The sequence below is a fragment of the Vibrio sp. V10_P2A27P122 genome (assembly GCF_963874335.1).
In the GTDB taxonomy this organism is placed as follows: domain Bacteria; phylum Pseudomonadota; class Gammaproteobacteria; order Enterobacterales; family Vibrionaceae; genus Vibrio; species Vibrio anguillarum.
Map to the genome: position 1 here is coordinate 18553 of NZ_CAWNHY010000110.1, position 15536 is coordinate 34088.

Annotated in this window: 11 protein-coding genes; 3 read left to right on the plus strand and 8 right to left on the minus strand. The window is 42.6% G+C overall.

What is annotated here, in order from left to right; all coding sequences use genetic code 11:
• Window positions 1–100: 100 nt before the first annotated feature.
• Together AACQ17_RS05735 and AACQ17_RS05740 are read right to left on the minus strand one after the other, a co-directional pair.
• Window positions 101–1891: an HD domain-containing phosphohydrolase gene (locus AACQ17_RS05735; RefSeq protein WP_094167734.1), complete on the minus strand. Its 1791-nt coding sequence runs from the start codon at window positions 1889–1891 to the stop codon at window positions 101–103.
• A gap of 70 nt (window positions 1892–1961) precedes the next feature.
• A complete protein-coding gene (locus AACQ17_RS05740; RefSeq protein WP_013867962.1) occupies window positions 1962–2471 on the minus strand; it encodes a hypothetical protein in 510 nt (169 codons plus the stop codon).
• A gap of 188 nt (window positions 2472–2659) precedes the next feature.
• On the opposite strand from AACQ17_RS05740, the gene AACQ17_RS05745 reads away from it, so the two are divergent.
• The 3 genes from AACQ17_RS05745 to AACQ17_RS05755 all read left to right on the plus strand — a co-directional run bounded on the left by AACQ17_RS05745 (window position 2660) and on the right by AACQ17_RS05755 (window position 6562).
• Window positions 2660–3136, plus strand: a complete 477-nt coding sequence (locus AACQ17_RS05745) for a CreA family protein (RefSeq protein WP_026028212.1) — start codon at window positions 2660–2662, stop codon at window positions 3134–3136.
• Window positions 3137–3249: 113 nt separating this feature from the next.
• Complete coding sequence (locus AACQ17_RS05750) at window positions 3250–4554, plus strand: inosine/guanosine kinase (RefSeq protein ID WP_013867964.1); 1305 nt, start codon at window positions 3250–3252, stop codon at window positions 4552–4554.
• A 292-nt stretch (window positions 4555–4846) separates the two neighbouring features.
• Window positions 4847–6562, plus strand: coding sequence for a putative bifunctional diguanylate cyclase/phosphodiesterase (locus AACQ17_RS05755; RefSeq protein ID WP_094151859.1), 1716 nt, complete (start codon window positions 4847–4849; stop codon window positions 6560–6562).
• Between the two features lie 120 nt (window positions 6563–6682).
• Here the strand turns inward: AACQ17_RS05755 and AACQ17_RS05760 are convergent, their stop codons facing one another.
• The 6 genes from AACQ17_RS05760 to AACQ17_RS05785 form a co-directional block, all read right to left on the minus strand.
• Entirely contained in the window at window positions 6683–7402 is a 720-nt protein-coding gene (locus tag AACQ17_RS05760) for a carbonic anhydrase (protein WP_094146961.1), read from the minus strand.
• Window positions 7403–7560: 158 nt separating this feature from the next.
• Complete coding sequence (locus tag AACQ17_RS05765) at window positions 7561–9243, minus strand: pyridoxal phosphate-dependent decarboxylase family protein (RefSeq protein WP_094146962.1); 1683 nt, start codon at window positions 9241–9243, stop codon at window positions 7561–7563.
• A 53-nt stretch (window positions 9244–9296) separates the two neighbouring features.
• A complete protein-coding gene (locus AACQ17_RS05770) occupies window positions 9297–11207 on the minus strand; it encodes a methyl-accepting chemotaxis protein (RefSeq protein ID WP_017043354.1) in 1911 nt (636 codons plus the stop codon).
• Between the two features lie 269 nt (window positions 11208–11476).
• The gene (gene speB / locus AACQ17_RS05775) at window positions 11477–12406 is read right to left on the minus strand and encodes an agmatinase (protein WP_013867969.1); all 930 of its coding nucleotides are present in this window, start codon (window positions 12404–12406) and stop codon (window positions 11477–11479) included.
• Entirely contained in the window at window positions 12407–14317 is a 1911-nt protein-coding gene (gene speA / locus AACQ17_RS05780; protein WP_026028213.1) for an arginine decarboxylase, read from the minus strand.
• A 187-nt stretch (window positions 14318–14504) separates the two neighbouring features.
• Complete coding sequence (locus AACQ17_RS05785) at window positions 14505–15329, minus strand: tetratricopeptide repeat protein (RefSeq protein WP_228209362.1); 825 nt, start codon at window positions 15327–15329, stop codon at window positions 14505–14507.
• Window positions 15330–15536 lie beyond the last annotated feature (207 nt).

Genomic DNA, 15536 nt, shown 5'->3' on the forward strand with positions numbered 1-15536 from the left:
TGAATGTATAAAATGATTGAGTTAACAGAATGAAACGAAGATAAGAGTTGATATGCATAACTTATAGCCACATCACTCTTTGATACTCAATGGGGCGTATTTAGCTGGCTCTGTAGTAGCTTGTCGTATCGGGATACAAATTACGGATTTGGATAAAATCATCCAAATGATTAAGCAATAAATTGACTAAAGTAGGGTCAAACTGAAAACCGCATTCACGTTCAAATAAACTTACTACATTCTCAAGCGGCCACGCTTCTTTATAACAACGTTCACTTAGCAAAGCATCAAACACATCCGCTATCGCAGTAATGCGAGCAAATATATGAATGTCTGTGCCTTTTTTCTGATTAGGATAACCTTTACCATCCCAACGCTCATGGTGTTCATGCGCGATAATCGCAGCTAATTTAGTTATATCACCTTCGCTTGTATTGAGGATGTTATAACCAGCGGTAGTGTGAGTCTGCATGATTTCCCACTCATCTGGTGTTAATTTTCCAGGCTTATCCAAAATCGACTCTGGAATCGCAATTTTTCCCACATCGTGCATTGGGCTGATGATCTCGATCATTTCTACCTCGCGCTGCGTTAACCCGCACAAACGAGCCAGCAGCGCAGAGAGCCTTGCTACCCGCTTAACATGATTACCCGTTTCACCAGAGCGCGTTTCTATTGCTTCTCCGAGTAAATGAATCATTTCCCGCTGTACGGCTAATGTACGCTCTTGCAATACCACTATTTTACGGTTTTTGACGCTAAGCTCTCTTTTTTGTCTGAGGGTCACCCCTTGCATAACAATCACAACCAGCAAACAGAGAATAATAAAGCTAGCCGCGAGTAACACTTTCCAATGCTGTTCAAAATAAGAGAGAGGACGATTAAGAACCAGCACATCCTGTGGCAAGGCTTTCATGTCAATCTGATGTCGCTGCATGGCTTGGTAATCAAAAACCGCTCTTGCACTACTGATTTGCATGTCAACTACGGAGGCTAAATCTAGTGAGACAAATTGGTTTAACACCATCAAGATATCATTCCCCAGTTGCTCAGAACGATTAACATGCCCTCCAACGATACCATCACGAATATAAAACTCCCACAGTACAAAAATGGGGGCAGCGCTAGCTTGTGCTAGGCGGTAGGAAATCTCTTGATAAGTATGGTAAACACCTTGATTTGTCTCTGTATTAAAGTGCGATAGCAGTACCGCATCATCAGGGGAAATCTGGAATAGCACCTTTTCTGCTTCAGCCAAAGTGATGGAGTTAATATCGATAAACTCGATACCTTTTAAAAGATCCGTAGCCAGCACTTCATCGACTTTTTTTCGGATCAATTGCGAAGTATGGCTTTGATCTGATAAATAATAGATTCTCTTGAGTTTTGGACGTAATGATTTGATTAAATAGAAGTTTTCTATAATAGCTTCAGATTCATAAATAATTTTATTGTACTTAGTCATGTCATCGAGTGTGGCACTTTTGTCGTTGATGCCAACCGCAACCATAGGCGTATCTGGTTTAAATAGGCTTGAGAGCCCTTTAGTGAACTTTAACGCATTGTCATCGGTAATAATAACCGCATCGAATGGATAATCACGATATTTAACGTGGAGGTATTTTTTGGCCTCCTCAAGATACTCTTGGCTATAAATTCTTTTTGTATCAAGGTATTCAATGGAGAGCTTAATCGGTGTTTTGCTGCTCTTAACTACAGCATCAATGCCCTTTTGAAATTCATATGTCCATTGATAAGATGATTCATATGAATGCAGCACAAGAATATTTTTAGGCTCCCAGCGAGTTGACTTAGCAGGAAACGACAAAAACAGCGCATAACAGACCATAGCAGTCCAACTAAGCCAATATGTTATTTGCTGTTTATTCATACATAGCTCTCCGTGCAGGCTAAAATTAATACCAAACCAGGCGCTATAGTACCAATTTCATCAGGACAAGCTACTGTTCTATAAAAACATTACCATTGCACTCATGATTAGCACGCCATTTTGCGAGCAACAACCGCGTGAATACATCTTCACCTCCAAATGCATTTTTATCCAGAGTAACGATGTCGGAGATGAGTATCTCATGTGAAGTGGAGGTGACGATACCAGCAGCCACAGGCTCCCCGTTTTGAAAACCTAAGTAAAGCTCGCAAGGTGCTGAATAAATGATTTGGGTAAAGAATTCGATAACTTTTGATTGATCGTTTTTATCGCTCCATAAGCTTGCTTGCAACAGAGCAAACCATATTGTCATCCGATGAAAATCAACCAAATAAACCTCTTCGAGCAACGATAGGTTAGGCTCCTCAGTGAGCTCAATAAAAGGGCGAGAACTGCGTTGAACAACCGCTTTTTGGTAGAGATCTCGACCTTGTAAGCTCTCTTCTGTTGGAAATTCGACATTCACTTGGTCAAATAGCCATTGGTTTTTAATGGCGGCAACGTCAGGTTGGTTAATCATTGTTATTTACTTCTTCTTCTAATTGTTGCAAGCAGGATACTGACCAGATCGATATGCGACAAGCCATTACTCACATTATCCTCATCTAAACTGCAGATATGCTGGCCAAAACATCAACATAACAGCCTATATCATTCTCCTTTGATGCTGCTATCATGTGCAGAAAGATGGATAAATGGATTATAGACATGAACAAGAAACTCATCACCACCGCATTCATACTTAGCTTTGGTTTAGTTGGCTGCGATAGCAATGAAGTTGGCGATGTATCGCTCGGATTTTTCACGCTTAAAGACGTAAAAATCGAAAATCTAAGTGATGATATTGTGACTGGTGTTACGTGCCATATTGCTTCAATTGAGGCTAATTTGAGTCTTTCTGATCCAAGTGATAGCTCAATCTCGTGTCGTCAGACTGGTGACATTACCCCAGAGATGATTGCAAAAATTGATAAGAGCAAATCAGGCGAAATCGTGTTTAAGAAGTCAAAAAGCATTTTCTTCAAGTCAATGAAAGTCAGACGTATCTACGATGCAGAAAATCAAACCCTGATCTACTTGTCTTATACTACCAAAGAAACAGATGGTAGCTTCAAGCACAGCCTATCGACCGTACCGCTTTGGGGGACTAAGGCTTATAGTACGGACATAACGCTCACTAAATAGCCGCTAACGCCTCGGCGATCTGGATTTGGCTCACTTTTTTATGTAATAAAAATGAAAGGAACCTTTCATATCCGTGATATGATGCGGGAAATTTTCAATTCTCATTTTTCAACATGAAGTTTCCTGGACAGCGTAAATCTAAGCACTATTTTCCGACTCATGCTCGTGACCCTCTCGTCAATCAAATTCAACAAACGGCTATGCTCCACCGCCCAACAGTGGTCGGTGTTGGGCAAACCATTGTTGATATTGAAGCTCGTGTAGACAATGAGTTCTTAGAGAAACATCAATTAAGTAAAGGTCACTCACTGGTGCTCGAAGAGAGCAAAGCCGATGCGCTCTATGAAGAACTAGTCGAACGAGGTTTAATTACTCACCAATACCCGGGAGATACGATTGGCAACACACTGCACAACTACTCTGTGTTGGCCGATAGCAAATCCGTTTTGCTCGGCGTGATGTCCAAAAATATTGAAGTCGGCTCATACAGCTATCGTTATTTGTGTAGAACCTCATCGCGCATGAACCTAAACCATCTTCAAACTGTCGATGGTCCTATCGGGCGTTGCTACACCCTAATTTCTGATGATGGAGAGCGCACCTTCGCCATTAATGAAGGGCATATGAATAAACTTCGCCCCGATAGTGTTCCTGAAGAGGTTTTTGAAAAAGCTTCCGCTTTAGTTGTTTCTTCTTACTTAATGCGTGGAAAGCCCGAAGATCCAATGCCACTTGCGGTCAAACGCGCTATTGAGATCGCTAAATCCAAGCACATTCCAGTGGTGTTAACCCTAGGCACTAAGTATGTAATTGAAGGTAATGCGAAGTGGTGGCAAGACTACATCAAAGAAAACATCACAGTCGTCGCCATGAATGAAGAAGAAGGCGAAGCGTTAACTGGTGAGAAAGATCCACTGCTTGCGGCTAACAAAGCACTCGAGTGGGTAGATTTAATCCTCTGCACCGCGGGGCCCGTGGGTCTTTATATGGCTAGCTACACCGATGAAAGCGCAAAGCGCGAAACTGAATTACCTCTCCTACCGGGTAATATTGCTGAATTTAACAAGTACGAATTTAGCCGTGCGATGCGAAAACAAGACTGCCTCAACCCAATAAAAGTGTATTCACACATTGGCCCTTACTTGGGTGGCCCATTGGAAATCAAAAACACTAACGGAGCGGGAGACGGAGCGCTATCGGCTTTATTGCACGATATGGCCGCGAATAGTTATCATCAACGCAATGTTCCAAACTCTGCCAAACATGATGTGCCGTACCTCACTTACTCTTCGTTATCTCAGATCTGCAAATATGCAAACCGTGTCAGCTACGAAGTACTCACACAGCACTCTCCTCGTTTATCGCGAGCATTACCAGAACGTGAAGATAGCCTAGAAGAAGCGTATTGGGATCGTTGAATCGTATGACCTCTACATGAATAAAAGCGACAATTTGTCGCTTTTATTCTTTCCACAACGAATAAACCGCACGATGCGATCCTACGTTATTTAAGTCTCACCATTTCGTTTCAGAAATAACAACTTCCGTGAAATAAACTGATAACTTGTGCCTAATTGATGAATCAATAGTTTTATAATTGAGACATCTTAGTACAAGCGTTATAGTACTCTTTAAAGATGAGTCATAAAGGTTTTGGATCAAGACTCACAATTATCATCCATTGCTGCTTTCGCTTGAATTAGGATTAACATGACAATGTCATTTCCGCAGGAAGAGTATTCAATTTCAGACCTAGACAGTGCCGTTGCAAAGCAGCGTCTGGTTCATGTTCTCGATTTTTTTAGTCAAGGTCTGTTTTATATGAGCAGCGATGGAAACATGGTGCTCTATAATCCAACATTTTATGTACAATTTGGTGTAAACAGCGAAACTATTTCCTATGCTGATTGGCTGAGTTTGGTCCATCCTATGGATCGTGCACTGCTCAACAGCCGCGTCGACAAGCATATCAGCACCACTGAATCAAGGGAATCGATTCAATACCGAGTCAAAAAAGCAAATGGTCAATATATCTGGTTAGAGGGGAATGCGGTCACAAAAAGTGTGAACGGTGAACATTTTATGGTGGGTAGCCATAAAGATATCTCCGATCAAAAATTGATGGAAGATTACATTCATCAAGCTGCATTTTTTGACAGCTCATCAGGCCTCTATAATCGAAGTAAATTACTGCTCGATATTGATGAGAAAGCACTCAAAATTGGAGAGCCTTATTCACTTATCTACATCCAACTTGAAGATATTAAGTCTTATCTCAATCAATACGGCTCAGACATTGTTAAAGATTTACTGAATCACGTCGTCAGTGCACTGCGTGAACTGCCCGATGAATTTGCTGATTTTTACCGTATTCGCTCTGACGATTTTGCCATATTACTTAGAGGAGAACGCTCATACGATGAGCTCAAGCATATCTGCTCTCAAATAATGAAGCACTATTCGAAATCAGCCACGGAGCATGGGCACCTCTATGGTAATGATATTAGCATTGGTGTCTATCCTGAGATAAACCGTGCTATATCTGCCGATGAGTTGTTAAATATTGCATCACGAACTTGTCAATTTGCTAGTGCTAAAAATCATTCTCGTATCGAAATTTACAGTGGCCGAATTCAAAAAAACGTTGATCGTTATTTCTTCATCGAAAGAGGCTTAAAGGAAGCATTAGATCAACGTTCATTGTCCGTGAAATTCCAACCCATTATTCATGCACAATCAGGACAGGTATCCAGCTTTGAAGCCTTAGTCCGCTGGCGCTCAAAAGAGTTTGGTGAGATTTTCCCGGACGAATTTATTCCCGTTGCAGAAAAAAAGGGGCTGATTGTTGATTTAGGCTATTTTGTCTTCAAAAAAGCCTGTGAGTTTATTGGCCGTTACAATAAACAAAATGGGGTTAATATTCGGGTTAATATTAATGTTTCAGTCCTTCAACTTCTGAAAAGTGACTTCCCACAACAGATACTAACGATGGCTAAGGCTTCCGGTGTATTGCCCTCTTCTATTGTGTTAGAACTGACGGAAACTGTCATACTCGATGGCGATAAAAATGCGATTAACCAGCTTCACTCCTTAAATGAAATGGGGTTTCAACTGTCGCTGGATGATTTTGGAGCTGGTTTTAGCTCACTCAATAGCTTCTTTGATTTGCCCCTCAATCAAATTAAAATAGACAAAAGCATTGTATGGAAAACACTGACTAACCCAGCATCAGAACAATATTTAGCCTTTCTCATCCAGTTTTGTCACACCAATGGCGTCGACATTGTTATTGAGGGGGTTGAAAATGGCGACATGTACCAAAAATTTAAAGAGATGGGGGCAACTTATTTACAAGGCTATTGGTTTTCAAAACCACTATCTTTAGCCAGTGCAAGCCGCTATACATTAAATGCTGTCAATGAATAAGCACAAAAAATAGATTAGCTAAATTAAGCACTTACACCTAAAATTTGAAGAAGCAGAGCGGAAAGGAAATAGTAAACCCTGTGAGCCCGACTGCGACTTCAAATCGCTCAAAGAGCGTTGTTATTCTTTTTCTAGCACTAAGCGAGCATTGTGAGCTTGTATGGGCCGATTGTTATTTCCCATCACACTATGTAGTGCTGCACTTTGTTGCTGTGACAAACTGTTCGGCTGCTTGACCACAAACCATCTCACGCCTTCACTGCAAGGTGGCGTTGTGAGTGACCCATTAAAACGGTAATACTCATCTAGCTTAGGTAACAGTGACTGTACTGCTAACTCTTTTGCTAACGGCACACTCGCCCCAACTTTAGGCAACTCCGCAGTAAGCTGGGCTAATGGTTCGTTCTGTGCGCCCGTTTCAAACATCACCGCCAAAACTGCCAGATTGCCAGCCGCATCAGCATGCACAAAATGCGCTTCTAAAGGATATTGATGTCCTTTAATTAAGTTTTCAGAAGGGGTATGGAAGTGAAATTGTTTGAGTTCAAATTCTGTACCATCCACTACCAGTGTATTTTTCCCTGAAACTGAGGCTTGCAGCGTGTGTCCATTGTTGGTCAATGTACCCACAACGCCTGAATAGTGGATATCTAAAGATTTTAAATCAGCTTCAACGAGGCCATTGATATCAATTGGGCTTTGATTTTTGCCCATTTCACAAATTTTAGAAACATGTCCCCAATGTTCAGGACCACGTTCACCTTCATATCCCCATTCATTTGCTTGCGCCACATAGGTAAAGCAAACGCTAATTGCTAGGGTCAGCAGTTGTTTTTTCATTATCGTTCCTTGAGACAGCTTGTTATCTAAAATGTAACATTCAGGTTAATATCACGCGCACATGGTAATACATTCTTCATACCGCATCCGTGGTGAAAAATAACATTACATTGACGTGACTAGTCATTCATTTCAGTTCGCGCTCACCCTTTCCATGGCTAGCGCCGAACAATGTTTTGGCAAAACTGTTCGATATGTTTTCGGGTGGTATTGGGGTTCATTAAAACCGCTTTTTCTCCCGGAATATATAAACAATGTCCAGTGTCATCATAATGAGTGCGCGCAATCGAATCGACCCAATTGGTGTTGAGATGCTGGCCTTTATGAGATAAGAACTGATGACGATGGTAGAGCGTATTCTCTACTATCGAATCAACCATAGAACCCTGACGTGCGACGTTCATTTCTTGATCAAACATCGATTCAGCACACGTCACTTTCTGTGGGTCATAGAGACGAAAAGTAACACTTGGCCCTTGGTTTTCTACTGCTGCCACCTTGCAGTGTGGTAGAGCGGCTAATTGGCAGCGTAAATAATTAGCATTTTGCAATGTATGACCAATCACGGTTTGGTAGCCTTCGATACCTAAATGTTGCAGTGCTGAATAGGCAGAAAAAACACCCACGGCACTGCGTGAACATTCAATGGTCGATTGCAAATGGCTCTCTTCTCTTTGAGCATGTTCAAAGTAGGAGTAATAACCGGGATCTGTTTTTAATACCGCGAGATCGTGTTTGTTTTTGAGCATCACCAAGCTGGAAGTATAAGGGACATAACCCCATTTTTGAAAATCGACCGTAAATGAATCCGCTAATTGTAAACTTTTAATCCTCGGCAATAAGGATTCAATACCCGTCAGTGTTGCCCGATTAAGCGATAAAGGGTTGCGTTCAAAATCATACTCTTGAAAAAACAACATACTCCACCCAACAGCAGCATCAACATGAATATGTGGTTTTATCGAAATCGCATATTCTTGGCATCTTCTTTCTCTTATCGCATAAACCTGTTCAATATCATCAGTTGCGAAGGTATCGGTACTGCCAAATGTCAGCATTATGCTAGGAACAGCAATGCCATTTTTAAAACAGAAAATCAATTGTTGGTCTAATTCAGCCAAATCCATTTCATTGTTATCTTTAACTTTGATCCGAATCGCTTTACCTTGAACATCAACCCCCAACAACGACAAATTTGTCATGTTTGAATAGTGGCCTGCTTCTGAATTGAATATCCTGTAATCTTCTCCCGCCAAACCATTCAGAGCTGACTTTGGCAACGCTTTTCGAATACCTAATAGATAGCCGTACAAATTACAAAATGTACCTCCTTGTGTGAATACTCCAGTCGCTTGATCACTATCATAACCAGCTAAATGCGCGATCTGCCGCACGACTAATTTTTCCAGTTCAATGGCATCTCCCGCATATTCGCTATAAACCAAGTTAGGGTTGGCAATAGTCGCAAGTAGCGCACCGTGAATAGCCGGATCACAAGGTGTCGAGATCACATTTTCCACTGAGCGAGGGTCATCCCAGTTTTTTGAACGTTTGGCGGCATAAAGCGCTAAGTCGTTAAAAGGGTGAATGGCGTGGCTCGATTGTCGAGGAATGGTGTTTGAATGCCGTAATTGTTGCTGCAATGCAGTATTTACCACGGTTGGCGCATCAATTTTTCGCTCTTCAAGCCAACGGGCGATCTCGTGAATACGATACAAAGGCCAACGATTGGGATCGCGAGCAAAAAAATGCGCTTTCACTGTCTGGAAAATTTGCTCAAACGCAGGGTTCAGTTGGTTGGCGTGCTCATCTAGCCACACGCTATAATACGCTGTTTTCATGATGCTCTCTCCGTGCTTAATCCCAAATAAAACGCCGCGTTAGCGGCGTTTTATTACTTTAATTTAAAGTTGGAGACCAAGCGGTCAAGCTCATGGTTTGAGTAAGAGAGTGACTCTGTAGCACTGACGGTTTGTCTGCCACTCACCACCAATGATTCAACGATGTCTCTTATCGCTAGCATATTGCGACTGAGCTCTTCTGCCACTGTACTTTGCTGTTCGGTCGCAGCTGCGATCTGCGTACTCAAATCATCAATTTCGGAAACGGAAGTGCTCATGATGTTTAAACTGCCAGAAACTTCGGACGTTTTATCTGCTGTGGTTTGACATTGGTTTTTAGTTTTGTCCATTGCGGCTACAACGCTATCCGTCCCTTCAAGTAGCTTGGCCAGCATATCTGATATTTCAGTAGTGCTGTTTTGCGTTCTCGCCGCTAAAGCACGAACTTCATCTGCAACCACCGCAAACCCACGGCCTTGCTCACCCGCACGCGCCGCTTCGATCGCCGCATTCAACGCAAGCAAGTTCGTTTGCTCTGAAATAGCGCCAATCACGGTCAATACTTCGCTGATCTTGATCGCATCTTTGTTCATATTGGCAATGCGCTCAGACATCTGTTCAACATCACTCACCAATGAGCTGACCGTTTCAACCGCATTATTCACAATAATAATCGATTGTTTGGCCTCTTTGCTCGCCGAGTCAGTAATGTGATTCGATTGCGTAACGCTCTCTGCCACAGTACGTGCACTTTCACTCATTTCAGTAATGGCCGTCACTACTTGCTCTGTTTCAGATGAGTGCGAAAGCAGCATCCGCTCATTTTCTTTTGCCGTTTGACCTAACTGCTCAATATTAGAGGAGATGTTTTGACTGGCATCAGATATTTGCAACATCATTTTTTGTAGATTTTCTGAGAATAAATTGAAGCCTTGGCTTATCTGCGCTAAGTCATCATCACCATTCACCTCCAAGCGGCGTGTCAAATCACCAGAGCCTTTCGAAAGATCAAGTACCGCTTTTTTCAGGCGTAGCAAAGGCTTGTAGATATAATTAAGAATGACGAAGATTGCCGCGACGCTGATAATGAGCAAAATCACCCCAGTGTAAATAGCGCTACTTTGCGCTTCATACACATTAGCTAACGCCGTACCTTTGTCGACGAACACCATCATGGTCCAGTACATGTTATCGGTTAGGTTAACGCGCTTGAAATAACCATCAAACTCAATGCCTAAATAAGGAAATGACAAATGACCAGCATCTTGCTGGCTAAAAAGTTTCTCCATTTCGAGGAAATTAGGGCTGACTTGCGAGGGCGTTCGTCCAATATCACTAGGATCATCACTAGCAAAAAAGACAGCATGCTTGTCGGTTAGTGTCGCTGCACCGCCGGCAAAGCGCATATTACTGACTTGGACAATAACCTCATCCAGTTGGATATCTCCCAGCAAAACACCAATGAAACGGCTTTGTTGGTAGACAGGCATAACTACACTAATAACCTGTTTACCGGTGATTTTATCTTCATAAATTTCAGTTACCTGAGCAGTTCGAGAGGTTTTTGCTTGCTGATACCAATCCCTACTGGTGAAATTTTGTTGACCTGTAACAACTCCGTTGTCTTTGTCAAACGACATATAGGCACGGCCATCGTCATACGCCATAATGACATTTGAAATTTGCGCACTCTCAGCTAACAATCGAACTAAGTTGACATTCTCTTGATCAGAAAGAGCAGATCGGAAATGTTGTGAACCTTTAACTACGGCTTGATAACGTGTTTTCACCCAAGATTCGAGTTCAGAAACGTGATAGTTGAGCTTGTTTTGAGTTTCTGTGGTTAAAGAGGTAATCATCTTCTCTTTTAACGACAGCATGTTGATGGTGCCCAAAACGATTAAAGAAATCGCAACGAGCAGTGCTACGCTCACATATATTCTGCTTTTAAAACCTAAAGTCATAGATTCACCCTCACCGTATAACAGCTAGAAAGATTAAGGTGAAACTTGATCATATTATTAATATGAATGGTAGACCAATGAGACACCTAGCCAACCTAATAAAATTGGTACACGGCGAACACTTATGCAAGTTATGTCATTAATATTTATTATTGAGTGCGCAAAGTGAATTTTACATTGAAAGACAAGATGATGATTTTTAATGGAAATACGTTGAGATGATGGTTAAGAAAAACGCGCAGTGGTGATGCTGCGCGCTGACTTATTTTTTATGACGCCACATTTGGCTTAGAAGCCCAAACGTAAAGCAGCTCTAGAGCAATTGTCGCACCAGCCAAAGCAGTTAGCTCACTTTGATCGTACGGAGGAGAAACTTCAACAACATCCATTCCCACCAAATTAATACCGGCCAATGCACGAATGATTTTCAGCACTTTATCGGAATTCAATCCACCACATACTGGCGTACCCGTTCCAGGAGCAAAAGCGGGATCTAAGCAGTCAATATCAAACGTTAGGTATACGGGTTTATCACCAATAGTTTGACGAATATTAGCGACGATCTCTTCCACTGACATATCATTCGCTTGCATCGCATTGATGACATTAAAACCGTGGCCTTCCTGTTTGTATTCGGTACGAATACCCACTTGCACAGAATGCTTGGCTGAGATTAACCCTTCCTTCGGCGCATGATAGAACATAGTGCCGTGATCATAAGCGCTGCCATTGGCATAGGTGTCTGTATGAGCATCAAAGTGAATCAATGCCATTTCGCCATAATATTTGGCATAAGCGCGCAATATAGGCAGCGTGATAAAGTGGTCACCACCTAAAGCAAGCATGGTTTTGCCACTTTTTAGAATTTCGCTAGTCGCCGCTTCTAAGCGATAAGTGAAATCTTCAGCGTCACCACAATCAAAAACCAAATCGCCCGCGTCGATCACTTTGGTATCTTGGAACAAGTTAAAGTTCCAAGGAAACTTTTTACCTTCCCATGCAAGGTTCACTGAAGCGCGACGAATCGCATCTGGACCCATTCTCGCCCCCGGGCGACCTGATGTAGCCATATCCAAAGGTACGCCCAGTACCACGACATCGGCATCTGCACTTACTGGGTCTTTAACATAAGGACGACGTACAAACGTCATCGCATTGGAATACAGGGAATAATCAGTTTTAGTAAACAAATCATTCATTTAGAAATCCTCTAGATAGGTATAACCGCTCAAGCCTTGCTCAAGCTCTTGCAATACATTTTCTTGTTCTTCAATCGCCACACGCTGGCTAACTAATTCGCGGTAGTTTTTACGGATGGCATCCACATCAATATGAACATAGCGCATCATATCTTCAACCGTGTCTCCTTCGTTGATCGATACGATTTCAGTTTCGCCATTCTCTGCCATGTTCACCACCACGCTGTGTGTGTCGCCAAATAGGTTATGCATATCACCTAAGATCTCTTGATAGGCCCCTACAAGGAAGAATCCCATCAAATACGGTTCATCGGCATTCCATGCTGGCACTGGCAGCGTTGTTTCAATACCTTGCCCCTCGACGTACTGCTCGATTGCACCATCAGAATCACAGGTGATATCCAGCATCACGGCGCGGCGATCTTCCACTTTTTCAAGGCCAGACAATGGCAACACAGGGAAAACTTGGTCGATTCCCCACGCATCTGGCAATGATTGAAACAGTGAAAAGTTAACAAAAAACTTATCCGCCAAACGCTCATTCAGTTCATCCAAAATAGGACGATGGAAGCGGTTTTTGGTGCTCATTTGCAGTGTCAGTTCGTGATAAATGCGCAGCGATAGCTGTTCAGCCCAAGCACGGTGCTGAAGGTTAATAACGCCAGTCGAAAACTGGTTGTGCGCTTCCGACAGATCGCTTTGCGTATCGTTGTAAATTTCAATCAGTGCACGCGCATCAGAGCCTTCACTTAAGCTTTGCCAGTTACGCCACATGTTTTGTAGCAATACCGGAGCTTCTTCACCGACTTCTGGAATCTCTTCTGGGTAATACGCTTCTGTACCAATAACATTAGTGATAAGTACGGCGTGGTGCGCGGTAATCGAGCGGCCTGATTCTGAAATAATGACTGGCCTTGGCTGACTATATAACTGGCACACATCGCTCACCGTGCTTACGATATTGCGTGCATATTCAGCTAAACCATAGTTCATCGAGTTGGATGATTGACTGCGTGTACCGTCGTAGTCCACCGCCAAACCGCCCCCCACATCGAAGAAGTCAATCTCCGCACCAATATCACGCAGCTCGCAGTAAAAACGCGCCGCTTCGTTCACGCCATTACGCACATCACGAATATTCGCCATTTGCGAACCTAAGTGGAAATGCACCAGTTGCAACGCTTCTAGTTGCTGCTCTTTTTTAAGGCGTTCGATAACGGTCAACACTTGAGATGCAGAGAGCCCAAACTTCGATTTTTCACCACCACTCGCCTGCCATTTCCCCGCGCCTTGAGAAGCTAAACGGATACGGAGCCCTAAACGTGGTTTCACGCCTAGGCTTTTCGCTTCTTTCAGCACGAGATCCAGCTCAGACAATTTTTCCAAAACGATGAATACTTTATGGCCAAGCTTTTCACCAATCAGGGCCAGACGAATGTACTCTCTGTCTTTGTAGCCGTTACATACAATCACTGAACTTGCTTGTTGGGCTAAAGCCAATACCGCCAATAATTCTGGCTTACTGCCCGCTTCCAATCCAAGCTGTTTAGTCTCTAGCTGCGCTTGGCTGGCTAAAATCTCATCTACCACTTCTTTTTGTTGGTTCACTTTGATTGGGTAGACCAACAGGTAGTTGTTTGGATATTGGTATTCTTCAATCGCCTGATTAAAAGCGTCACAGATGTTATGTACGCGTTGATGCAGGATCTGCGGAAAACGTACAAGCACAGGCAAATTTAAATCACGCGCTTCAAGCTGCTTTACGATCGAACTCAAGGGGGTTTGGTGCGCCTTATCATGGCGCGGCGAAACATAAACTTCGCCTTGATTGTCAATACCGAAGAAGCCTTGGCTCCAATAATGAACATTGTAGTCAGCGCGAACGCGATCTAATTTGGATGGTTGTTCCACATCTAATCTCACAAAAACAGAGAGTAAAAAGTGAATCAGAAAGTCTGATATCACGACTTGACGCCTGTAACGTCAGGCGCATTAACGGTTAAAAGCGTATGTGTGTCTAATGATAATAATTTGTCGTTAAGATTACGTTTGATTATCACCAGTTCGCTATAAAAAGTGGATGAAATTTAATACAAAATCAAACGTTGCCACTGATCAGCTCGTCAAACTTCTTATTGCCGTGTAGCCCTTCTAAATCAGCTTCTTCTGCAATTAAATCTCGCAATGAAGCGCTAATTTCCGTGGCTCTTTGTAAATCCTCAATCGCTTGTTCTTCGGCTCCGATACGCGCATACGCACATGCTCGTTGGTACAAGGCTGGCGCATTAGCATCATCTAACTCTAGCACGCGATTACATAGGCTCAGTGCCCAGTAGTATTCTCGAATTTCCATCGCAGCATCTGCTTTGTATGTCAACGCTTCCAAATCTCCGGGACGGATTTTTAAAATTTCGTCATACACTTCAATACGCTGCTCTGGTGTTTGGACACTTTGCGCTCTCAACCATAAGTTATGGATTTCATTAATAATTTCAATTTCACGGTTGTTTTCGGTAATGATGCGTGTTTTGCGCTTAAGATCTCGCTCCAAGGCGAGGAATTTTTTCTCATATTCCTGCGCAATTTGATTTAGCCGTTTATCGGCCAGCTCACGCGTGTTGTGCTTCACTTCTTTAAGTGACTGCCAACCAATTAATGCAACTAATGAGGCAACACCAGCGATGACATAGAAAAAATAGGTCACCGTCACATTCGAGTAATTCAGTGACTTGTCTGCAACGGACAGTTCTCTGTCGGTAATTTGAATCGTGAGTCGCCGTTCAAGATCTTGTTGATCTTGTCTTAACGCTTTCAGCTCATCCAATATGTAGCGCTCAACTAAAGGACGATCCAATATTGGCGATTCAGAATAAGGCTCTTCCTGTGCCAGTGTTGGGAAAGACGTTAGCACTATCAGGAACAAGAATAGTGGCAATAATTGCCGCACAATCGGTTGCTCATTTATTTTTCTCACTCTCTACCTCTTTCATCAGACACGTTGTCGATTTATTCGTCGCCATTTTCAAATCTGCACACCGATGGACCCAAATTTCTCTGGCCTGTCATCCACATATAACCATTTTAACTCAAACTATTTTTTGTTTTTTTAAGTTTATTTTTGATATAAAAA

Bases quoted from the DNA above. Each gene is read 5' to 3' on its own strand.
- AACQ17_RS05745 (WP_026028212.1), top strand. From the start codon at position 2,660: ATGAACAAGAAACTCATCACCACCGCATTCATACTTAGCTTTGGTTTA.
- speB (WP_013867969.1), bottom strand. From the start codon at position 12,406: ATGAATGATTTGTTTACTAAAACTGATTATTCCCTGTATTCCAATGCG.
- AACQ17_RS05735 (WP_094167734.1), bottom strand. From the start codon at position 1,891: ATGAATAAACAGCAAATAACATATTGGCTTAGTTGGACTGCTATGGTC.
- AACQ17_RS05770 (WP_017043354.1), bottom strand. From the start codon at position 11,207: ATGACTTTAGGTTTTAAAAGCAGAATATATGTGAGCGTAGCACTGCTC.
- AACQ17_RS05760 (WP_094146961.1), bottom strand. From the start codon at position 7,402: ATGAAAAAACAACTGCTGACCCTAGCAATTAGCGTTTGCTTTACCTAT.
- AACQ17_RS05740 (WP_013867962.1), bottom strand. From the start codon at position 2,471: ATGATTAACCAACCTGACGTTGCCGCCATTAAAAACCAATGGCTATTT.
- AACQ17_RS05765 (WP_094146962.1), bottom strand. From the start codon at position 9,243: ATGAAAACAGCGTATTATAGCGTGTGGCTAGATGAGCACGCCAACCAA.
- AACQ17_RS05755 (WP_094151859.1), top strand. From the start codon at position 4,847: ATGACAATGTCATTTCCGCAGGAAGAGTATTCAATTTCAGACCTAGAC.
- AACQ17_RS05750 (WP_013867964.1), top strand. From the start codon at position 3,250: ATGAAGTTTCCTGGACAGCGTAAATCTAAGCACTATTTTCCGACTCAT.